The sequence below is a fragment of the Micromonospora sp. WMMD714 genome (assembly GCF_029581315.1).
Classification (GTDB): domain Bacteria; phylum Actinomycetota; class Actinomycetes; order Mycobacteriales; family Micromonosporaceae; genus Micromonospora; species Micromonospora rifamycinica.
In genome coordinates, this window is the sequence record NZ_CP120744.1 from 1080263 (window position 1) to 1101830 (window position 21568).

Sequence of the window (21568 nt, forward strand, 5' to 3'; positions counted from 1 at the left end):
ACGGGCGACGGCCCGGTGGCTCGCGCCACCGGGCCGTCGCCCTGGTGCTCTGTCCTGCCTACTCGCCTGCGGCGGCGGTGCCACCCAGGTCGGCCGGAACGGCGTCCGGCACCGCGGCCGGACGGTCGGAGCCGTGGAAGACCAGCTTCGACTTGTCGATGTCCTCCGGGTCTCCCTCGCAGTCCACCACCACGATCTGACCCGGGGTCAGGTCGTTGAACAGGATCCGCTCGGAGAGGTTGTCCTCGATGTCGCGCTGGATCGTCCGACGCAGCGGACGGGCGCCCAGCACCGGGTCGAAGCCCTTCTTGGACAGGTACTTCTTGGCGTTTTCGGTCAGCTCCAGGCCCATGTCCTTGTTGCGGAGCTGGCCCTCGATCCGCTGGATCATGATGTCCACGATCGAGAGGATCTCGTTCTGGCGCAGCTGGTGGAAGACGATGGTGTCGTCGATCCGGTTCAGGAACTCGGGCCGGAAGTGCTGCTTCAGCTCGTCGTTGACCTTCTGCTTCATCCGGTCGTAGGTGGACTCGGAGTCCTCCGACTGCTGGAAGCCCAGCGACACCGCCTTGGCCACGTCCCGGGTGCCCAGGTTGGTGGTCAGGATGATGACCGTGTTCTTGAAGTCCACGATCCGGCCCTGACCGTCGGTCAACCGACCGTCCTCCAGGATCTGGAGCAGGGTGTTGAACACGTCCGGGTGGGCCTTCTCGATCTCGTCGAAGAGCACCACCGAGAACGGCCGACGGCGAACCTTCTCGGTCAGCTGCCCGCCCTCGTCGTAACCGACGTAGCCGGGAGGGGCACCGACCAGGCGGGACACCGTGTACCGGTCGTGGAACTCGGACATGTCCAGCTGGATCAGCGCGTCCTCGCTGCCGAACAGGAACTCGGCGAGCGCCTTGGACAGCTCGGTCTTACCGACACCGGACGGGCCGGCGAAGATGAACGAGCCGGACGGCCGCTTCGGGTCCTTCAGGCCGGCCCGGGTACGCCGGATCGCCTTCGAGACCGCCTTGACCGCGTCCTCCTGGCCGATGACGCGCTTGTGCAGCTCGTCTTCCATCCGCAGCAGCCGGGAGGTCTCCTCCTCGGTCAGCTTGTAGACCGGGATGCCGGTCCAGTTGCCGAGCACCTCGGCGATCTGCTCGTCGTCGACCTCGCTGACGACGTCCAGGTCACCGGCCTTCCACTCCTTCTCCCGCTGCGCCTTCTGCCCCAGGAGCTGCTTCTCCTTGTCCCGGAGCTGGGCGGCCCGCTCGAAGTCCTGCGCGTCGATCGCGGACTCCTTGTCCCGGCGCACCTGGGCGATCCGCTCGTCGAAGTCGCGCAGGTCCGGCGGCGCGGTCATCCGGCGGATCCGCATCCGGGCACCGGCCTCGTCGATCAGGTCGATCGCCTTGTCCGGCAGGAAGCGGTCGGAGATGTACCGGTCGGCCAGCGTCGCGGCGGCCACCAGGGCCGCATCCGTGATCGAGACCCGGTGGTGCGCCTCGTAGCGGTCCCGCAGGCCCTTCAGGATCTCGATGGTGTGCGCCAGCGACGGCTCACCCACCTGGATCGGCTGGAAACGGCGCTCGAGCGCGGCGTCCTTCTCCAGGTGCTTGCGGTACTCGTCGAGGGTGGTCGCGCCGATGGTCTGCAGCTCGCCCCGGGCCAGCATCGGCTTGAGGATGCTCGCCGCGTCGATCGCGCCCTCGGCGGCGCCCGCGCCGACCAGGGTGTGGATCTCGTCGATGAACAGGATGATGTCGCCCCGGGTGCGGATCTCCTTGAGCACCTTCTTGAGGCGCTCCTCGAAGTCACCGCGGTACCGGGAGCCGGCGACCAGGGCGCCGAGGTCGAGGGTGTAGAGCTGCTTGTCCTTCAGCGTCTCGGGCACCTCGCCCTTGATGATCTTCTGGGACAGGCCCTCCACCACGGCCGTCTTGCCGACCCCGGGCTCGCCGATCAGGACCGGGTTGTTCTTGGTGCGGCGGGACAGCACCTGCATGACCCGCTCGATCTCCTTCTCCCGCCCGATCACCGGGTCGAGCTTGCCCTCGCGGGCAGCCTGGGTCAGGTTACGACCGAACTGGTCCAGCACGAGGCTGGTCGACGGGGCGGCCTCACCCGGCGCGGTGCCGGCGGCGGCCGGCTCCTTGCCCTGGTAGCCGGAGAGGAGCTGGATCACCTGCTGGCGGACCCGGTTGAGGTCGGCGCCCAGCTTCACCAGCACCTGGGCGGCGACGCCCTCGCCCTCGCGGATCAGCCCGAGCAGGATGTGCTCGGTGCCGATGTAGTTGTGGCCGAGCTGCAGCGCCTCGCGCAGGGACAGCTCCAGCACCTTCTTGGCCCGGGGCGTGAACGGGATGTGCCCGCTCGGCGCCTGCTGGCCCTGGCCGATGATCTCCTCGACCTGCTGGCGGACGCCCTCCAGGGAGATGCCGAGGCTCTCCAGGGCCTTGGCCGCGACGCCCTCACCCTCGTGGATCAGGCCCAGCAGGATGTGCTCCGTACCGATGTAGTTGTGGTTGAGCATCCGGGCCTCTTCTTGGGCCAGGACGACAACCCGTCGCGCTCGGTCGGTGAACCGCTCGAACATGCCCTCGTGCTCCTCACGTGCCGTGCGCCTCGACTGCGAGATCTTGGCGGGGCCGGTGCGCGAACGTCCGGGACGGGCGTCCGTGCCTCCTTACTCTATCGCCGCTGACCGACTCCGCTGAGGTCGTGTCTCCTCGCACCGAGCCGTTCCGACGTCGTTTTGACCAACCATCCGCGCTCAGGAGGTGTTCCGGCACCCCAGCCTGTACGCGCAGAGCGAAATTCACCCGGGGCGCAGACCGCCCTCCGGCGCCCCCGTGGGTCGTCCACAGGCTGTGGACGAGCTCTCCACCGGCTGTGGACAACGCCCCCGGCCCCGGAGACCTTCCCGCCCGGAGACGGCGACGCCGGCCCGGAGGGATGCTCCGGCCCGGCGTCGGTTCGCCGCCGACGGCTCAGCGGGTCGCGTGGTACTCGTCGACGATCTCCTGCGGGATGCGACCCCGGTCGGAGATGTCCTTGCCGTTCTTCTTGGCCCAGGACCGGATCGCCTTGTTCTGCTCGCGGTCGGCGGTCGCCCCGCCCCGGCCCCGGGCGGCCCGGCCGCCCACGACCACGCCGCCCCGACCGACCCGGGTGCCGGCGGCCACGTAGGGCGCGAAAACATCCCGCAATTTGTCGGCGTTGGAGTTCGACAGGTCGATCTCGTACTGAACGCCGTCGAGCGCGAACTTGACGGTCTCGTCCGCGTCCCCGCCGTCCAGGTCATCGACCAGCTTGTGAATGATCTGCTTGGCCACGTCCCACATTCCTTTCGAGCAGGGTGCTCCTGCAATAGGAGCACGATAACCCGCCCGATGCTTGCCACGTCAATAGGATGCCGTAACGACCCGGCAAAGGTCCCCCGACGGCTACTCGGCGCGGACCAAGGGGAAGAGGATGGTTTCCCGAATTCCCAGGCCGGTCAGCGCCATCAGGAGCCGGTCGATTCCCATTCCCATACCCCCGGCCGGCGGCATTCCGTACTCCATCGCCCGGAGAAAGTCCTCGTCCAGCCGCATGGCCTCGTCGTCCCCCCGGGCGGCGAGCTGCGCCTGGGCCACCAGCCGCTCGCGCTGCACCACCGGGTCCACCAGCTCGGAGTACGCGGTACCCAGCTCGAAACCGAGCACGTAGAGGTCCCACTTCTCGGCCAGGCCCGGCTCGCTGCGGTGGGCCCGGGTCAGCGGGCTGGTCTCCTCCGGGTAGTCCCGCACGAAGGTCGGCGCCTGGAGGCTCGGCACCACCAGTTCCTCGAACAGCTCCTCGGCCAGCTTGCCCGGACCCCACTTCGGATCGACCGCGAGCCCCACCTTGTCGGCGTACTCCACCAGGCGGGTCCGGTCGGTGCGGACGGTGACCTCCTCGCCGAGCGCCTCGGAAAGCACCCCGAAGAGGGTGACCGAGCGCCACTCGCCGCCCAGGTCGAACTCCCGGCCGTCGGCGTGGGTCACCGTGGTCGAGCCGCTGACCGCCACCGCCGCCTGCTGCACCAGATTGCGGGTCAGCTCGGCCATCGTGTCGTAGTCGCCGTAGGCCTGGTAGGTCTCCAGCATCGCGAACTCCGGCGAGTGCGACGAGTCGACTCCCTCATTGCGGAAGTTGCGGTTGATCTCGAACACCCGGTCGACCCCGCCGACCACAGCGCGCTTGAGAAACAGTTCAGGCGCGATTCGAAGATACAGATCCGTACCCAGTGCATTGCTGTGGGTCACGAATGGGCGGGCCGCCGCGCCGCCGTGCAGCAACTGGAGCATCGGCGTCTCGACCTCGATGAATCCCTGGCCGTGCAACGAATCACGCAGGCTGCGTACCGCCGCGGCCCGCGTCCGGACCATCTGCCGGGCCTGCGGGCGGACGATCAGGTCCACGTAACGCTGCCGGACCCTCGCCTCCTCGCTCAGCGGCTTGTGCGCCACCGGCAACGGCCGCAACGCCTTGGCGGTCACCGCCCACTCGTCGGCGAGCACCGACAGCTCGCCCCGCCGGCTGGTGATCACCTCGCCGGTGACACCCACGTGGTCGCCCAGGTCGACCAGGCGCTTCCAGTCGTCGAGCCGCTGCACTCCCACCCGGTCCAGGGAGAGCATCGCCTGCAACTCCGTGCCGTCGCCGTCGCGCAGGGTCGCGAAGCAGAGCTTGCCGGTGTTCCGCACGAAGATCACCCGCCCGGTGACCGCGACCCGGTCCCCCGTCGCGGTGTCGGTGGGCAGGTCGGCGTACCGCTCGCGGACCTCGACCAGGGTGGTGGTCCGGGGGAACCCGACAGGATAGGGCTCAACGCCCTCGGCGAGCATCCGGTCCCGCTTCTCCCGGCGGACCTTCATCTGCTCGGGAAGGTCGTCGGCGGGGTCCACTGGCACGGCGCTCTGCTCGGTCACGGCACGCTTCCTCGGCTAAGGGAGTTTTCGGCGGGGTCAGCCCATGAGCGTACTCAGGCACCCGGCCGGCCGTTACGGGATAACCCGCCCACCGTGGTCCAGCCCACCCCGGCCCGGGGCCGACCGGCACCCGGGGCGGCCCGGACGGCCGCTCAGGTGTTGCGCTCGTAGACCATCCGCAGGCCGATCAGGGTGATCATCGGCTCGTGGTGGGTGATGGTCCGGCACTCACCGATCACCACCGAGGCCAGCCCACCGGTGGCGATCACCGCCCGGACCTCGCCCAGCTCCTCGGTCATCCGCTCGACGATCCGGTCGACCTGCCCGGCGAAGCCGAAATAGAGGCCCGACTGGAGGCACTCCACGGTGTTCTTGCCGATCACCGAGCGCGGCTTGTTCGCCTCCACCTTGCGCAGCTGGGCGGCGCGGGCCGCCAGCGCGTCGAAGGAGATCTCGATGCCCGGCGCGAACGCCCCGCCGAGGAACTCGCCCCGACCGCTGATCACGTCGAAGTTGGTGGTGGTGCCGAAGTCCACCACGATCGACGGCCCGCCGTAGAGGGTGTACGCGGCCAGCGTGTTGACCACCCGGTCCGCGCCCACCTCCTTCGGGTTGTCGATCGCCAGCTGCACGCCGGTACGGACCCCCGGCTCGACGACCACGCTCGGCAGATCGGCGTAGTAACGGGCCAGCATGGTCCGCAGCGAGCGCAGCGCCGCCGGCACCGTCGAGCAGGCGGCCACCCCGGTGATCTCCACCGCGTCGCCGGCCAGCAGCCCCCGGAACATCAGACCCAGCTCGTCCGCGGTCGAACGGGCATCGGTCTTGATCCGCCACGAGTGCACCAGCTTGTCGCCGTCGAAGGTCGCCAGCACGGTGTTGGTGTTTCCGATGTCGATGCAGAGCAGCACGCTCGCAGCCTAGACGGCGGCCCACCCGGTCGACGGTCTGCTCACCGCTCGCGCAGGTCCAGGGCGATGTCCAGGATGGGCGACGAGTGGGTCAGCGCGCCCACCGAGAGGTAGTCCACCCCGGTCGCCCCGTACTCGGCGGCCACCTCCAGGGTCAGCCCGCCGGTCGCCTCCAGCTCGGCCCGGTCGCCGACCGCCGCGACCACCTCCCGCAGGGTCGCCGGGGACATGTTGTCCAGCAGCAGGAAGTCGGCACCGGCCTCGACCGCCTCCACCGCCTCGGCCGGGGTGTCCACCTCCACCTGCACCGGCACGTCCGGGAAGGCCCGCCGGACCCGCCGGAAGGCCGCCCCGACGCCCCCGGCGGCCAGCTTGTGGTTGTCCTTGATCATGGCGACGTCGTACAGGCCCATCCGTTTGTTGGTGCCGCCGCCGGCCCGGACCGCGTACTTCTCCAGCATCCGCAGGCCGGGCGTGGTCTTGCGGGTGTCCAGCACGGTCGCCTTGGTGCCGGCCAGGGCGTCCGCCCAGGCCCGGGTGTGGGTGGCCACCCCGGACATCCGGGAGAGCAGGTTCAGCGCGGTGCGCTCGGCGGTGAGCAGCAACCGGGTCGGGCCGGTCACCGTGGCCAGCACCTCGCCGCGGGCCACCCGCGCGCCGTCGCGGGCCACCATCGACACCTCGACGGTACGCTCCGCGGCGGTCACCTCGCCGACCAGCTCGAAGACCGCGGCGGCCACCGCCAGCCCGGCCACCACCCCGTCGGCCCGCGCCACCAGGTCGGCGGTGTCGGTCTGCCCGGCCGCGATGGTGGCGACGCTGGTGACGTCGAGGAAGTCCGCCCCCAGGTCCTCGGTCAGCGCGTCGACGATCACCCGCCGTACCCGCTCCGGGTCCAGCCCACCCGCCGTCAGCGCCTGCCGCGTCGATTCCCGCACTGTGATCCTCTCGTTCGCCACTGCGGGGCTCGCAAACCCCGCTGCCGGGTGGTCAGGACAGTGCCTCCCACCGCTCGGTCAGTTCGCCCCGGGCGCCGACGGCCGCGACGAGATGCCCGCGCCACCGCTCGTCGGCCGTCGGGAAGTCCTCCCGCCAGTGGCAGCCCCGGGTCTCCTGCCGGGCGTACGCCGCGGCGACCAGGGTCGACGCCACGGTGACCAGATTCGTCGCCTCCCAGCTGGCGGTACCCGGCCGGCCCTGGCCCCGGCCCAGCTCGGTCAGGGTGGCGGCGGTCGCGGCCAGGGTCGACGCCGACCGCAGCACCCCCGCGCCCCGGGTCATCGCCCGTTGCAGCGCCGGCACCCCCTCGGCGGGCAGCACCCCGCCCCCGCCGCCCACCCAGGCGCCGGTCTCGGCCGGCTGTGCCTGCTCGGGCAGCCCGGCGGCGATGTCCTCGGCGATCCGGCGGGAGAAGACCAGCCCCTCCAGCAGCGAGTTGCTGGCCAGCCGGTTCGCGCCGTGCACGCCCGTGCAGGCGACCTCGCCGCAGGCGTACAGGCCGGGGATGGAGGTCCGGCCGCGCAGGTCGGTACGGACGCCGCCGGACGCGTAGTGGGCGGCCGGGGCGACCGGGATCAGGTCGGTCGCCGGGTCGACCCCGATGGCCAGGCAGGACGCGACGATGGTCGGGAACCGCCCGGCCAGGAAGTCGCCGCCGAGGTGCCGGGCGTCGAGAAACACGTGATCCGCGCCGGTGGCCAGCAGCACCCGGTGGATCCCCTTGGCCACCACGTCGCGGGGGGCCAGCTCGGCCAGCTCGTGCTGGCCGAGCATGAACCGCTTGCCGTCGGCGTCGACCAGGTGGGCGCCCTCGCCGCGCAGCGCCTCGGAGACCAGCGGCTGCTGGGCCAGGCCCGCGCCCGGCACCCGGGCCTGCTCCGGCACGATCAGCGCGGTCGGATGGAACTGCACGAACTCGACGTCGGTGACCGCCGCGCCGGCCCGCATCGCCAACGCCACGCCGTCCCCGGTGGAGACCGCCGGGTTGGTGGTGGCCGAGAAGGCCTGCCCCATCCCGCCGGTGGCCAGCACCACCGCGCGGGCCAGCAGCGCGCCGACGCCGTCCTCGCTGCCCTCGCCCAGCACGTGCAGGGTGATGCCGCAGGCCCGGCCGGGCGAGCCCGGACCGGCACCGGGGGCGCGCAACAGATCCAGCACCAGGGCATGCTCCACCAGCCGGATCCACGGATCCCGGCGGACCGCCGCGTGCAACGCCCGCTGCACCTCCGCGCCGGTGGCGTCGCCACCGGCGTGCACGATCCGGTCGGCCCGGTGCCCGCCCTCCCGGGTGAGCATCAGCGAACCGTCCGGGTTGCGGTCGAACTCCGCGCCGATCCGCATCAGCTCCCGCAACCGCAGCGGCCCCTCCTCCACCAGCAGCCGGACGGCCGCCGGATCGCAGAGCCCGACCCCGGCGACCTCGGTGTCCCGGGCGTGGGCGGCGGGCGAGTCGGCCGGATCGAGCACGGCGGCGATCCCACCCTGTGCCCAGCGGGTCGAGCCGTCGTCGATGTTGACCTTGGTGACCACGGTGACGTGCAGGCCCGCCTCGCGCAGGTGCAGTGCGGCGGTCAGCCCGGCCACCCCGGAGCCGACCACGATCACGTCGGTGGTCTCCACCCAACCGGGCGCGGGAGCAGCCAACAGGCTGGGCAGGGCCGGCAACTCGACGGTCGACGGAAGTTCCATACCCACAGTCAACCCGAACGATTCTCACCACGGGCGGCGGGGGCGGGACGAGTGGTTTCGACTACCCCGTCCGCTACTTCGTCCGGACCGGCAGGGCGGCCGGGCCACCACCCTTCAGCGAGGCGGTCACCGTCCGGTCGCTCAGCCACAGGTAGCAGCGGACGCCCCGGTCGCCGACCCGCCACCGGCCCGGACCGGGGGGACGCACCACCACACCGCTGCGGAACCGCAGGTCAACATCGTCCGGCACACCCACGTAGCGGCCCAGCAGGGTACGGCAGCCGGCGTACAGCGGCAGCCAGTCGGCGTCCTTCGCCGGGTACGGCCGATCGGGGGCCTTCCAGGCGCCCACGAACTCCGCCTCGTGCACGGCCGAACACTCCACCGGCACCAGCACCTGTACCCCGGCGCCCCGGCCGCTCTTCGCCCGCTGGCAGCCCAACCGCAGCGGGGACGGCCCCTTCAACGCGTTCCGCAGGCTGCCCGTCCGGGTGACGACGGTGGCCGCCGCCTCGACCGTGGTCACCTCGCTCAGGTCGCACCGGAACCAGCGGGCCCCCGCCGCCCAGCCGGGCGTCGTCGGCAGCGCCACCGCCAGCCGCAGCCGACCCGCCCGCCAGTCGTCACCCAGGTACCCGGCGGCCCGGGTGTCGCACTCGGCGAACGCGCCCCGCAACTCGGGCGAACCGGTGGCCGGGGCAGTCGCCCGCTCCCCCGGCAACGCGCCCACGTGCACCGTCTCCAGCCGGTGCGGCACCGCGCAGTCCACCGGCGCGTACGCCGCCAGCGCGACCGTGTCGGTGAAGTCGGCGACCTGGCACACCCCCGCCACGGGGGTGAACGGCCCGGGCGTCGGCAGGGCCGCCCAGTCGTCGGTGAGATCGCCGTCGAGACCCCCCGGGGCACCGCAGGCCGACAGGACCGCTCCCGCCGCCACGGCGGCGACCACGAGCGTCACCGCTCGGCAGACCCTCATCGCACGGCGCAACGCGGCCTCCCCCAGCCGACGACCGTCAATCCGACGGTCAGCCCAGGGTAACCAAAAATGACCTTCCGGTAACAGACCGGAATTCTGGTCAGCCGACGACCGCGAGCGGACTCGGCACCGGGTCGCCGGCCGTCCCGACAGCCGCCGCGGCCGGATCGCCGCCCAGCTCAACCACCCTGTTGTCGGCGTCCACGTGGACCACCCGGGGCCGGTACGTCCGGGCCTCCACGTCGTCCATCTGACCGTACGAGATCAGGATCACCAGATCCTGCGGGTGCACCAGGTGCGCCGCCGCGCCGTTGATGCCGATCACGCCGCTGCCCCGCTCCCCCGGGATCACGTACGTCTCCAGCCGGGCCCCGTTGGTCACGTCCACGATCGCCACCTGCTCACCCGGGAGCAGGTCGGCGGCGTCGAGCAGATCCTGGTCCACCGTCACCGAACCGACGTAGTGCAGATCGGCCTGGGTCACCGTCGCCCGGTGGATCTTCGACTTGAGCATGGTCCGGAACATCGGCGTGCCTCTCGAATGGTGATGTGCGTGGTCAGGAGCGGGGGGCCAGCCGGATGGCCAGGTTGTCGATCAGGCGGGTACCGCCCACCCAGGCCGCGATCAGCAGCCGGGCCGGCCCGGCGACCGGCCCCGGTTCCAGGTCCGGATCGGTGAGCACCAGGTAGTCCAGCTCGACGCCGGGCACCTCGGCGAGCACCACGTGCGCGGCCGCCAGCACGTCACCGGCGTCGGCACCCCGCCCGGCGGCGGCCGCCCCGGCCCGCAACGCGCCGGACAGGCTCAGCGCCACCCGTCGCTCGTCCGCCGACAGGTAGCGGTTGCGGCTCGACAGCGCCAGACCGTCCGGCTCCCGTACGGTCGGCACCCCGACCACCTCGACCGGCACGTCCAGGTCCCGGACCATCCGGCGGACCAGGGTGAGCTGCTGGTAGTCCTTCTCCCCGAAGAAGGTGAGATCGGGCCTGGTCAGCTGGAGCAGCTTCAGCACCACGGTCAGCACCCCGTGGAAGAAACCGGGCCGGCTCTGCCCCTCCAGCTCCTCGCCGAGCCGCCCCGGGGCGATCCGGACCAGGGGCTGTCCGCCCGGGTACATGTCCGTCACGGCCGGGGCGAACACCAGGTCCGCGCCGGCCCGCCGGCACACCGCGAGATCGTCGTCCAGGGTGCGCGGGTACCTGTCGAAGTCCTCGTTCGGGCCGAACTGCAACGGGTTGACGAAGATCGTCACCAGGACGTGGTCCGCCCGCTCCCGGGCCGCCCGGATCAGGGTCTCGTGCCCCGGGTGCAGCGCGCCCATCGTCATCACCACGCCGACCGTGCCGGTCAGCCCCGCCCGGGCCTTCGCCAGCTCCGACCGTGTGTGCACCAACTCCGTCACCGTGTCACCCTCCGTTTCGCGACTGCGGGGCTCGCAACACCGGCTCACTCCTCGCGCTCACCACCCCGCCCTCCGTTTCGCGACTGCGGGGCTCGCAACACCGGCTCACTCCTCGCGCTCACCACCCCGCCCTCCGTTTCGCGACTGCGGGGCTCGCAACACCGGCTCACGCCGCCACCTCGCGGTGGACGCCCGCCAGGACGTCCAGCAGCGAGCCGGCGTCCACCGGGCGCAGCCGGCCCGCCGCCATCGCCCGGTCCGCGCTCCGTCGGGCCAACGCCAGGTAGGGGGCGACGGATTCCGGGGCGGTCTCGGCCAGCCGGTCCAGGTGCCGCCGTACGGTGCCCGCGTCGCCCCGCGACACCGGGCCGGTGAGCGCGTCGTCGCCCAGCCGCAGCGCGTTCTCCAACGCCGCCCGCAGCAGCGGCGCGAGGACCTTCTCCGGCTGTGTCACACCGGCGTCCCGCAGCCGGTCGGCCGCCTCGTTGACCAGGGTCACCAGGTGGTTCGCGCCGTGGGCCAGGGCCGCGTGGTAGAGCACCCGGTCGGTCTCGCCCACCCACTCCGGCACCCCGCCCAGGTCGGCCACGAGCCGGGCCGCCACCGCCCGCAGCTCCGCCGGGGCGGTCACCCCGTACGAGATCCCGGCCAACCGGGACAGGTCGTCCGGCGTACCGGTGAAGGTCATCGCGGGGTGCAGGGCCAGCGGTCGGGCACCCACGGCGACGGCCGGGGCCAGCACGGCCAGGCCGTGCGCGCCGGAGGTGTGCGCGACCACCTGGCCGGGGTGCAGCGCCCCGGTGTCGGCCAGCCCGGCGACCACCCCGGCCAGCGCGTCGTCCGGCACGGCGACCAGCAGCAGGTCGGTGGCGTCCCGGGCGACCGCGATAGGCGACCGGTTCACGGCCTCCGGCAGCAGCAGCGCGATCCGGGCCGTCGCGGCCCCGGAGACACCGGAGGCGGCGACCACCCGGTGCCCGGCGGCGACCAGCGCCGCCCCCAGCACGGCACCCACCCGGCCGGCGCCGACGACGCCCACGGTGAGACGCCGGGGAAGGACGAACGGGACACCGGGTACGACAGGGGCCGGCGGTACGGCGGCCCCTGCGGGGGCGGCCGGACGCGGGCGCAGCGGTGCGCTCATGGCAACGATCCAGTCCTCGAAAAGGGGGTACCGGTCGATGGCAAGTATGCGCCGGGGGCAGGGAACCCGAACAAGGATGTGTGAAAACCTTCACCGACCGCGACCACCCCTCCGCCCGGTGGCGCACCACGGCACGGTGTGCAGGTACCGACCCCGGTGCCACCCGTCCCCGGCCCGCAGACCGTAGGGTCGGCCCGGTGACGGACCCTCGACCCGGGACGAACCCGATCCGCTGGCGGGAGGCCATGCACGCCGCCCTCTACGGGCCGGACGGCTTTTTCGTCTCCGGCACGGGACCGGCCGACCACTTCCGGACCAGCGTGCACGCCTCCCCCGCGTTCGCGGCGGCGGTGCACCGGCTGGTGTCGCGCCTGGACGCCGCCCTCGGCTTCCCCACCCCGTTCGACGTGGTCGACGTCGGGGCCGGCCGGGGCGAACTGCTGCACACCCTGGCCACCCTGGTCCACACCGGCCCGGCCGGCCCGGGGCCGGTGCCGCTGGCCCGGCGTCTCCGCCTCACCGCCGTCGAACTGGCCCCCCGCCCCCCGACCCTCCCACCGCACGTCGCCTGGACGACGACGCTCCCGGACCCGGTGACCGGTCTGCTCGTCGCCACCGAGTGGCTCGACAACGTCCCGCTGGACCTGGCCGCCCCCGCCCCCGGTGCCACCACGTCCACCCACCGCTACCGCCTGGTGGACCCCGACACCGGCGTCGAGTCCGTCGGCCCCCCGGTCACCGGCCAGGATGCCGCCTGGCTGGCCCGCTGGTGGCCCGACCCCCCGCCGGCCGGGGGGACACCGGACGACCCGGACCTCCCGGCCGGCCGGGTGGAGATCGGGCGGAGCCGGGACGAGGCGTGGGCGGACGCCGTACGACGGGTGGCACGGGGGCTGGCGCTGGCCGTGGACTACGGGCACCTGCGGCAGGCGCGGCCGGTGGACGGCACGCTGACCGGATACCGGGGTGGACGACAGGTGCCACCGGTGCCGGACGGGTCGTGTGACATCACCGCGCACGTCGCCGTGGACGCGGTCGCCGCCGCCGGTGCCGGGGTCGCCGGGTGTGCGTACACCCTGGTGTCGCAGCGGGAGGCGCTGCGGGCGCTCGGGGCCGACGGCGGCCGACCGCCGCTGAGCCTGGCCGGCACCGACCCGGCCGGATACCTGCGGGCGCTGGCCGCCGCGTCGGCGGTGGCCGAGCTGACCGACCCGGCCGGACTCGGCGGGCACGACTGGCTGCTCCAGCCGGTCGGCGTCGCCGTCGCCCCCCTCATGGCACGATGACCGGCATGACCACGGACACCGGTGAACTGCGCGAGCTGACCGTCGGCACCGGGGCCGGCGGGGAGCAGCTCGGCACCGACATGGTGCTCAACATCGGCCCGCAGCACCCCTCGACGCACGGCGTGCTGCGGCTCAAGCTGGTGCTCGACGGGGAACGGGTGGTCGCCGCCGAGCCGATCGTCGGGTACATGCACCGCGGCGCGGAGAAACTGTTCGAGGTCCGCGACTACCGGCAGATCATCGTGCTGGCCAACCGGCACGACTGGCTGTCGGCGTTCTCCAACGAGCTGGGCGTGGTGCTCGCCGTGGAACGGCTGATGGGCATGGAGGTGCCCGAGCGGGCCACCTGGCTGCGGATGGCGCTGGCCGAGCTGAACCGGGTGCTCAACCACCTGATGTTCCTCGGCTCCTATCCGCTGGAGATCGGCGCGATCACCCCGGTCTTCTATGCGTTCCGGGAGCGGGAGACCATCCAGGCGGTCATGGAGGAGGTCTCCGGCGGCCGGATCCACTACATGTTCAACCGGGTCGGCGGGCTCAAGGAGGAGGTCCCCGCCGGCTGGACCGGCCGGGCCCGCGCCGCCATCGCCGAGGTACGCCGCCGGATGCCCGACCTGGACCGGCTGATCCGACGCAACGAGATCTTCCTGGCCCGCACCGTCGGGGTGGGGGTGCTGTCGGCCGCCGACGCCGCCGCGTTCGGGGCGTCCGGGCCGGTCGCCCGCGCCTCCGGACTCGACCTGGACCTGCGCCGCGACGAGCCCTACCTGGCGTACGACCAGCTCGACGTGCCGGTGGTCACCCGCACCGCCGGGGACTGCCACGCCCGCTTCGAGGTGCTGCTCGACCAGGTGTACGCCTCCCTCGACCTCGCCGAGCAGTGCCTCGACCGGGTGGACCAGCTCACCGGGCCGGTGAACACCCGGCTGCCCAAGGTGGTCAAGGCCCCCGAGGGACACACCTACGCCTGGACGGAGAACCCGCTCGGGATCAACGGCTACTACCTGGTGTCCCGGGGGGAGAAGACGCCGTGGCGGCTCAAGCTGCGCACCGCGTCGTACGCCAACGTGCAGGCGCTGGCCACCCTGCTCCCCGGCTGCCTGGTCCCCGACCTGATCGCCATTCTCGGCTCGATGTTCTTCGTGGTCGGCGACATCGACAAGTGAACCGCCGGATCCCGCGCGGCGCGGGTCCGCCGACCGGTCAGCGCCAGTGGCCACCGGCGCGCGGGGCGTCGTCCTGCGGCGGATAGCCGTAGCGTTGCTCGCCGTCCCACTGCCGGCGGTCAGCCGGTTCCGGCTCCGGGGTACGCCAGGACACCACCGGCGCCCGGTCCCGCCGCGGCTCGGTCGGCTGCCCTCCCCACCGCTGACCGTCGGCCTGCGCGGGCCAGTCCGGCGTCGGCTGGGCCACCCGCGCGGACCGCTCCGCCGCCGGCTGCCCGGCCGGGGCCGGCCACTCCTGGGCCGGCTCACGCGCCGACCGGTGCGGGGTGGCCTGGGCGGTGCGGGCCGGCCACTCCTCAGCCGGCGGGGCGGGCCACTCACCGGTGGGCGGGTCGGGCCACTGCTCGGCGGGCCGGTCGGGCCACTGCTCGGCGGGCCGCTGACCACGGGACGCCTCCCGCCACTGCTGCGGTACCGGAACGCCACCGGCCGGCAGCGCCGGACGCTCGTCCCGCGCCGGGCGGCCCGCACCCCACTGTTCGCCGCCCCGCTCCGGCTCGTCGCGGTACGGCGCGTCCCGGTGCGGGTCCTCTCGCCGGACCGAGGCCCAGCGGTCGGCGTAGTGGTAGCCGGCACCGTCGGCACGCACCTCCGCCTGACGCTCCCCGACCCGCAGCTCCCGGGCGTGCCCGTCGTCGCGGACCTCGGCCCACCGGTCACCGGCGCGGACCGCATGCGGGGACGGCTCGGCACGGTCCCCGGCCCATCCCGTACGCGAGGGCGGCTCGGCGCTGGCGGTCCATCCGGCCCGGCCGCCGAGCCAGCCGTCGGTCTCCCCGCCGACCGGGGGACGCTCCGACGGGGCCGGCTCCGGCCGGTCGTCGACCCGCCCGCCCCGGGAAGGGCCGACGTCGGTCGAACCACCGCGGGAGGGATCGGCGGCTGACGCCCGCCAGGGCGGCGCGTCAGTGGCCTGCGCCCGCCAGTGCCCGTCGGCGTCCGGCGCCCGCCAGGACGGGTCGGCGGCGGGCCAGGCACGCTCGTCGCGGGATGCCGGGCGGGCCGGCCGGGCACGCTCGTCCGGCGGAGTCGACCAACCCCGGTCGTCCGACTCCACCTGGCCCGACCAGGAGCGCTCCGGCTCCCCGCCGGTCCAGGAGGACTCTGGCGAGCCGGCCGCCCACCGGCCGGCGTACCCGCCGTAGCCACCGCCCGCCGGATCGGCCCCGTCGACGACGGTGTGCCGGGTGGTGACGTGCACGGTCTCGGTGTGCCGTACCACCCCGAGGGGACGCGCCGCCGAGCCGGCCGCCGACGGCACCGTGCCACGCTCCCGGGTGGACGCGCCGTACACGCCGGTCCGGCCGGTGGCCGGGCGCTCCGGGGCGTGCCGACGGGCGGCCGGCGCGACAGCCTCCGGGTCGGCGGCGACCCGGCTCCGGCCCGCCACTGCGGGCTCGGCGGCCTCCGGCCGTTCCCAGTCCGCCGGGGCCTCCTCGGCGACCGCCCGGCGACGACCGACCGGGGCCTCCGGCTCCGGCTCGACGGCCGGAATCCGGGCCCGGCCCGCCCCGCCGGCCCGTTCGTCGGCGACCGGCGGGCCACCGTCGGGAGCGGCGATCACGGCCGTGGCCGCGTCCAGCCGCCGCCGTAACGCGGTGACCTGTTCCTCGGCCCGCTGGGACTGGTCCAACGCCTGATTGCCCCGCTGGGCGGCGGCGACGATCTCACTACGCAACTCGCGTCGGAGCTGCGCCAACTCGTCCTGCACCTCGGCACCGGACGACCGGGTGCCGCCGTCGGCCCGCAGCGCGATGGACAGACCGATCAGCACCACCGCGGCGATGGCCAGGACCGCGGCGAACCGGAGCGGACCGTTGCCGTCGGCGAACAGCAGGATCAGGGCGGCCACCGGCGCGAACGCCACACCGACCCAGAACAGCACGGTCAGTAGCTGCGGACTGCGCTTCTCGGAGACCACCGGGGAGGGCATGGCTGTGCAGCCTACCGAGAAGTAAGCGGAGTGGAAACGGTCCCACGGCAGAAATGCCCCGATCTCAGCCGGTACGACGTGGCCGGGCCGGGCGTGTCGACGGGCCACCGCACCGCCCCGCCGACCGCGGACGACCGGCCACCCCCGGACCGCCCCGGTCGCGGTCGGTAGGCAACGCCCCGACCGCGACCGGGCACAGGCTCAGCCGGTCGCGAGCGCGCCGTCGGACGAGAAGACCAGGCCGACGCTGGCCGTGCCGGTCTTCAGCGCGTTCTTGGTCTGCGGACCACCGGCGTCCAGCGAGCTGAAGGAACCGGCCTTGAAGTCGTAGACCTCGACCAGACCGGCCTGGCACTTCGGCCGCTGCGGGCACTCCGGCGGGCCGGCCAGCACGGTCTCCTTGCCGGAGCACTTGGCGGCCAGGTCGGAGAGGGTCTTCAGGGCGTACTTGTCGGCGAACGCCTTGGTCACCGCGAAGGCGTTCTGGTCCTGGGCGGCGGACGGGGTGCCGAAGGTCAGGCCCGCCTTGTCGCCCTCGGACTTCAGCGCGCTGACCGTCTTGCCCAGCTCCGGCGAGGAGACCGGGGTGGCGTCCTTGCCGTTGGCCTTGGTGTTCAGGAACTCGGCCATGGTCGCCGCGTACTCCGGAACGACCTGGATCTCGCCCTTCTCCAGGCTCGGCTCGTACAGCTCGCGGTTGCCGATCTGCTGCACCTTGACCTGGTAGCCGGCCGCGGTCAGGGCGATGCTGTACAGCTCGGCCAGGGTCTGGCTCTCGGAGAAGTTGCCGGCCCCGACGACGATCGGCCCGCCCGGCCCCTTGGCGATCCCGGTGGTCAGGCCCGTGCTGGCGGCGAACTCCTCGGCCGCCGACTTCGGCGTCTTGCGGTCCACGTCGACCGCCTTGTTGAGGGCGATCAGCTTCGGCGTGTCCAGCGCGGCGGAGACCTTGTCCAGAGCGGCGAGGAGCTGCGGGTTCGCCACCTTGGCGTTGACCGCCGGGATGATGTTGTCAGTGTTCTGGAGCTTCTTGTCGTCGTCGAGGACGACCAGCTGCTCACCGGCGACCGGGGCACAGCCCGCGCCGCTCGCCCCCTGCTCCGGAGCATCGGTGCCGGACGAACCGGCATCCCCGCACCCGGTCAACAGACCCGCCATGGTCAGGGCGCCCACCGCGCCTACCGCCAGCCGTGTCCGTGCGCGCATCGCGCCCGCCTTCCGTGTCCCGGCGCGGCCCGAACAGGGCCGGCCGCGTGTCCGACGGGCGACGGTCGCCGCCCGCAAGTTCCAGCCAATATCCTCCAGGACCGACCGACAAACTCAGCGGGACTTTCGTCACCTGATCGTCACGCGGCAGATCAATTTCCCGCCGTGGCGTCCGCCGCACGGCGGTCGGCCCCCCGGCGGGCACGCCGCAGCGGTCGCGGCGTCACCACCCGCTCGACCAGCGCCAACACCCCCTCCGCCGCCAGCGCCAGCCCGGCCACCAGCACCCCACCGGCGATGATCTGCCCGCCACCGGCCGCGATGTCCAGCCCGAAGCCGGCCCGGATGATCTGCCCCAGTCCGCCGCCGTTGACGAACGACGCCAGCGCCGCCGTCGCCACCACCTGCACGGCAGCCGTCCGGAACCCGGCGGCCAGGTACGGCACCGCCAGTGGCAGCTCCACCCGGCGCAGCACCTGCCACCCGGACAACCCCATCCCGCGCGCCGCGTCCCGGGCCTCCGGGTCGGCCTGCCGCACCCCGGTGTACGCGTTGGCCAGCAGCGGCGGCACCGCGAAGACGGCCAGCGCGACCACCACCGAGGGACGGCCGAAACCGAGGAAGGTCAGCGGCAGGATGGTCAACAGCGCCAGGGTGGGGATGGACAGGGTCAGGTTGGAGATCAGCACGACCGCGCCGCCACCGCGTCCCGAGTGCCCCAGCCAGAGGCCGACCGGCCAGGCCACCAGGCAACCCAGCAGCACCGCCGCGGCGGACATGCTCAGGTGCTCCCCGATCCGGTCCAGCACGCCACCCGGGTTGGTCCAGTTCAGCGGATCGTTGAGCCAGACCACCGCCTGCTGCACCGGATTCACCGGACCATCCTTCCGCTCGCGACTGCGGGGCTCCGCTGCGCTGCACTCCTCGCGCTCACCGGACCATCCTTCCGCTCGCGACTGCGGGGCTCCGCTGCGCTGCACTCCTCGCGCTCACCGGACCATCCTTCCGCTCGCGACTGCGGGGGTCATCGGGGTCGGCTCCGCAGCCAGGGGGTGAGCAGCCGGCCCACGCCGGCCAGGATCAGGTCCAGCACCAGGGCCAACAGGACGCAGAGCACCGTACCCGTCATGATCTGGGCCTTGTAGAAGTTGTTCTGGAACCCGGCGAAGATCAACTGCCCCAGGCCGCCCCGACCGATCACCACCCCGACGGTGACCAGCGCCACCGTCGAGACGGTGGCCAGTCGTACGCCGGTGAGGATGCCGGGCAGGGCCAGCGGCAGGTCGACCCGGAACAACCGCGCCCACCGGCCGTACCCCATGCCCTCGGCGGCGTCGCGGACCTCCGGGGGGACCTGGTTCAGCCCGGCCACCGCGTTGCGGACGATCACCAGCAGCGCGTACAGCACCACCACGGTCAGCACGGTCACCGCGCCGATGCCCAGGTAGGGGGCGATGAACGCGAACAGGGCCAGGGAGGGGACCGTGTACAGCACCCCCGCCAGTGCGAGAATCGGGCCGGTCAGCCGCCGGTACCAGTAGGCCAGCACCGCCAGCGGCAGGGCGACCAGGGCGGCGAGCAGCACCGCCCGACCGGTCAACGAGGCGTGCTCGCGCAACGCGGCGAGAATGGTGTCAGAGTTGTCCCGCACATACTGCCAGGAGAACCACGGATTACCCGGCTCGGCCCGGTAACTCAGGTGGAAGGACACACGTGGACGTTACCCCCGGGGGCACCGGCGACGCAGGACACAGCGCCGCCTCGATCAGGCTGGACGGCATCCGCAAGCGGTACCCGGACGGCACCGAGGCGGTCCGCGAACTGAGCCTGGAGGTGACCGCCGGCGAGCTGGTGGTGCTGATCGGCCCGTCCGGCTGCGGCAAGTCGACGGTGCTGCGGATGGTCAACCGGCTGATCGAGCCGACCGGCGGCCGGATCCTGCTCGGCGACGAGGACATCACCCGGGTCGACCCGGTGAAACTGCGACGGCGCATCGGCTACGTGATCCAGAACGTGGGGCTGTTCCCGCACCAGACGGTGACCACCAACGTCGGCACCGTACCCCGGCTGCTCGGCTGGCCGAAGGAGCGGATCCGACGGCGCAGCGGCGAGCTGCTGGAGCTCGTCGGGCTGGACCCGGCCCAGTTCGGACGCCGCTACCCGCACGAGCTCTCCGGCGGGCAGCGGCAGCGGGTCGGGGTGGCCCGGGCACTGGCCGCCGACCCGGTGGTGCTGCTGATGGACGAGCCGTTCTCCGCCGTCGACCCGATCGTGCGGAGCCGGTTGCAGGAGGAGTTCCTCCGGCTCCAGGCCGAGGTCCGCAAGACCATCGTGCTGGTCACCCACGACCTCGACGAGGCGGTCCGGTTGGGTGACCGGATCGCGGTGCTCTCCGAAGGGGGGCGGCTGGAGCAGTACGACACCCCGGCGGCCCTGCTCGGCACGCCCGCCTCGCCGTTCGTCCGGGAGTTCGTCGGCGCGGACCGGGGCATCCGCCGGCTGGCGGTCACCCCGGTCACCCGGGAGGTGCTCGACGGGGAGGCCGACGCCACCGTCACCGACGCCACCCTGCCGGAGCTGCCGCTGGGCCGGTCGGCGTACGACGCGCTGGCCGCCATGCTGACCGCCGGCACGGACGCGGTCGTGGTCACCGCCGACGGTCGCCCCGCCGGCACGCTCAGCCGGGCCCGGGTGCTCGACCTCGGGCAGGCTGGCAGCTAGCCAGCCGGTCGGCGTCCGGGTCGGTGTGCCGGCCGGGTCCGGATGCCCGGTCCGGCAGCGGCAGCGCGGATCGCCCCCCCCCGGGCGGCCCGCGCATCGGGACCGGCAGGATCGGGACCGGCGGCTCAGGCCCGGCCGCCCAGGCTGGCCAGACCGATGATCCAGCCGGCGAAGAAGCCGTAGCCGGCACCGGTGGCGGTGGTCTCGAAGGCGGCCTGGAGCGGGCCGTCCGCGGTGAGCAGCGCCGCCAGCAGGGTGGCCGCCGCCCCGGCCAGGATGTACGCCGCCCAGCCGGAGAAGAACTGGCTGGCCGAACCCGGCACCCGGGCCACCTGACCGGCCGGCAGCAGGTAGAGCAGCGCCGCGGCGGACACCAGCAACAGGATGGCCCGCAGGTCGGTGGCGAGCACCCCGTGGTCCGGGTCCGCCGGGTCGACCCGCCAGGCCGGCCAGGCGAGCAACCGCAGGTACCAGCCACCGGCGGAGTTCGGGTCGGTGTGGTCCTCGGCCCAGCCGACGTACCAGGGACTGCCGCAGACACCGACGAGGATGAGCGCGGCGACGGTGCCGGTGCCGGCGGCCGTGCCGTAGCCCCGCACGGTCCGGGGGCGTCGGGTGCGGGCCGTGCGGCGGGAGGTTCCCGACCCGCCCCGGCCGGCGAACCTCTCCCGCCAACCGGCGGCGCGGCCGGTCAGTGCTTCATCAGGTAGTCGATGAAGGCCGCCCGCAGCAGCGGCGCGGACTCCTCGTAACCGTGGCCGGTCAGCTCCCGCCACAACGCCGCCGCCTCGTCGATGGTCGGTCCGACCGAGTTCGGCGCCCCGTCCAGGGCGGCGGCCTCGTCGGCGTTCGGCAGGTGCCGCAGCACCGACCAGAAGAACCCGACGTCGCGTCGCTCCCGCGCCCGCGCGAAGGCCCGCTCCCGCAACTCCTCGGTGGAGAGTGCGTCGAGCTGGTCGAAGGTGTGGCCGGTGCCGGCGGAAGGAGTCTCGGTCATGCCCGCGAGCCTAACCGGCGAGATCCTCCCCGGCCCGTCGTCCGCGCCCGGGCGCACCGCGTCCCCGCCGCCCGGTCACCGGTCGCGGCCCGGCCGGGGGCGCGGACCGACCCGCCCGGGCATCCACCGGACGG

The 21568-nt window shown here is 73.2% G+C and carries 19 protein-coding genes; 3 read left to right on the plus strand and 16 right to left on the minus strand.

From position 1 onward, the window contains the following. Positions 1-58 precede the first annotated feature (58 nt). From O7625_RS04925 to O7625_RS04970, 10 genes are all read right to left on the minus strand, one after another. Complete coding sequence (locus O7625_RS04925; RefSeq protein WP_067302176.1) at positions 59-2584, minus strand: ATP-dependent Clp protease ATP-binding subunit; 2526 nt, start codon at positions 2582-2584, stop codon at positions 59-61. A 394-nt stretch (positions 2585-2978) separates the two neighbouring features. Continuing rightward, complete coding sequence (locus O7625_RS04930; RefSeq protein ID WP_168222573.1) at positions 2979-3323, minus strand: Lsr2 family protein; 345 nt, start codon at positions 3321-3323, stop codon at positions 2979-2981. Between the two features lie 111 nt (positions 3324-3434). Continuing rightward, complete coding sequence (lysS, locus tag O7625_RS04935; protein ID WP_282344623.1) at positions 3435-4943, minus strand: lysine--tRNA ligase; 1509 nt, start codon at positions 4941-4943, stop codon at positions 3435-3437. 152 nt (positions 4944-5095) lie between these two features. Continuing rightward, complete coding sequence (locus O7625_RS04940) at positions 5096-5854, minus strand: type III pantothenate kinase (RefSeq protein ID WP_067302186.1); 759 nt, start codon at positions 5852-5854, stop codon at positions 5096-5098. A gap of 41 nt (positions 5855-5895) precedes the next feature. Further along, a complete protein-coding gene (gene nadC / locus O7625_RS04945; protein ID WP_282344624.1) occupies positions 5896-6792 on the minus strand; it encodes a carboxylating nicotinate-nucleotide diphosphorylase in 897 nt (298 codons plus the stop codon). A 52-nt stretch (positions 6793-6844) separates the two neighbouring features. Further along, positions 6845-8542 (minus strand): L-aspartate oxidase, encoded by a 1698-nt coding sequence (locus O7625_RS04950; protein WP_282344626.1) that lies wholly within the window; start codon positions 8540-8542, stop codon positions 6845-6847. A 73-nt stretch (positions 8543-8615) separates the two neighbouring features. Continuing rightward, positions 8616-9518, minus strand: coding sequence for a septum formation family protein (locus O7625_RS04955; protein WP_282346809.1), 903 nt, complete (start codon positions 9516-9518; stop codon positions 8616-8618). Between the two features lie 100 nt (positions 9519-9618). Next, complete coding sequence (gene panD, locus O7625_RS04960; protein WP_067302199.1) at positions 9619-10044, minus strand: aspartate 1-decarboxylase; 426 nt, start codon at positions 10042-10044, stop codon at positions 9619-9621. Between the two features lie 31 nt (positions 10045-10075). Further along, positions 10076-10921, minus strand: a complete 846-nt coding sequence (gene panC, locus O7625_RS04965) for a pantoate--beta-alanine ligase (RefSeq protein ID WP_282344628.1) — start codon at positions 10919-10921, stop codon at positions 10076-10078. Between the two features lie 166 nt (positions 10922-11087). Further along, entirely contained in the window at positions 11088-12065 is a 978-nt protein-coding gene (locus O7625_RS04970; RefSeq protein ID WP_282344630.1) for a DUF2520 domain-containing protein, read from the minus strand. A 245-nt stretch (positions 12066-12310) separates the two neighbouring features. Between O7625_RS04970 and O7625_RS04975 the strand changes: the two genes are divergently transcribed. Next, on the plus strand, positions 12311-13351 hold the full coding sequence (locus O7625_RS04975; protein ID WP_282346810.1) for an SAM-dependent methyltransferase: 1041 nt from the start codon (positions 12311-12313) through the stop codon (positions 13349-13351). Beyond that, the gene (locus O7625_RS04980) at positions 13348-14517 is read left to right on the plus strand and encodes an NADH-quinone oxidoreductase subunit D (RefSeq protein WP_282344632.1); all 1170 of its coding nucleotides are present in this window, start codon (positions 13348-13350) and stop codon (positions 14515-14517) included. The genes O7625_RS04975 and O7625_RS04980 overlap by 4 nt, the downstream gene beginning before the upstream one ends. 37 nt (positions 14518-14554) lie before the next feature. On the opposite strand, the gene O7625_RS04985 is transcribed toward O7625_RS04980, so the two are convergent. The 4 genes from O7625_RS04985 to O7625_RS05000 all read right to left on the minus strand — a co-directional run bounded on the left by O7625_RS04985 (position 14555) and on the right by O7625_RS05000 (position 19427). Further along, on the minus strand, positions 14555-16510 hold the full coding sequence (locus O7625_RS04985; RefSeq protein WP_282344634.1) for a hypothetical protein: 1956 nt from the start codon (positions 16508-16510) through the stop codon (positions 14555-14557). A 201-nt stretch (positions 16511-16711) separates the two neighbouring features. Beyond that, entirely contained in the window at positions 16712-17716 is a 1005-nt protein-coding gene (locus O7625_RS04990) for a glycine betaine ABC transporter substrate-binding protein (RefSeq protein ID WP_282344636.1), read from the minus strand. A gap of 152 nt (positions 17717-17868) precedes the next feature. Then, entirely contained in the window at positions 17869-18591 is a 723-nt protein-coding gene (locus O7625_RS04995; RefSeq protein WP_282344637.1) for an ABC transporter permease subunit, read from the minus strand. A gap of 149 nt (positions 18592-18740) precedes the next feature. Beyond that, positions 18741-19427: an ABC transporter permease gene (locus O7625_RS05000; RefSeq protein WP_282344639.1), complete on the minus strand. Its 687-nt coding sequence runs from the start codon at positions 19425-19427 to the stop codon at positions 18741-18743. A 2-nt stretch (positions 19428-19429) separates the two neighbouring features. Here O7625_RS05000 and O7625_RS05005 point away from each other — a divergent pair, with 2 nt between their 5' ends. Next, positions 19430-20437 (plus strand): ATP-binding cassette domain-containing protein, encoded by a 1008-nt coding sequence (locus O7625_RS05005; protein WP_282344640.1) that lies wholly within the window; start codon positions 19430-19432, stop codon positions 20435-20437. A gap of 125 nt (positions 20438-20562) precedes the next feature. Here the strand turns inward: O7625_RS05005 and O7625_RS05010 are convergent, their stop codons facing one another. Together O7625_RS05010 and O7625_RS05015 are read right to left on the minus strand one after the other, a co-directional pair. Continuing rightward, the gene (locus tag O7625_RS05010) at positions 20563-21036 is read right to left on the minus strand and encodes a hypothetical protein (RefSeq protein ID WP_282344641.1); all 474 of its coding nucleotides are present in this window, start codon (positions 21034-21036) and stop codon (positions 20563-20565) included. A 92-nt stretch (positions 21037-21128) separates the two neighbouring features. After that, on the minus strand, positions 21129-21434 hold the full coding sequence (locus O7625_RS05015) for a hypothetical protein (protein WP_088643875.1): 306 nt from the start codon (positions 21432-21434) through the stop codon (positions 21129-21131). Positions 21435-21568 lie beyond the last annotated feature (134 nt).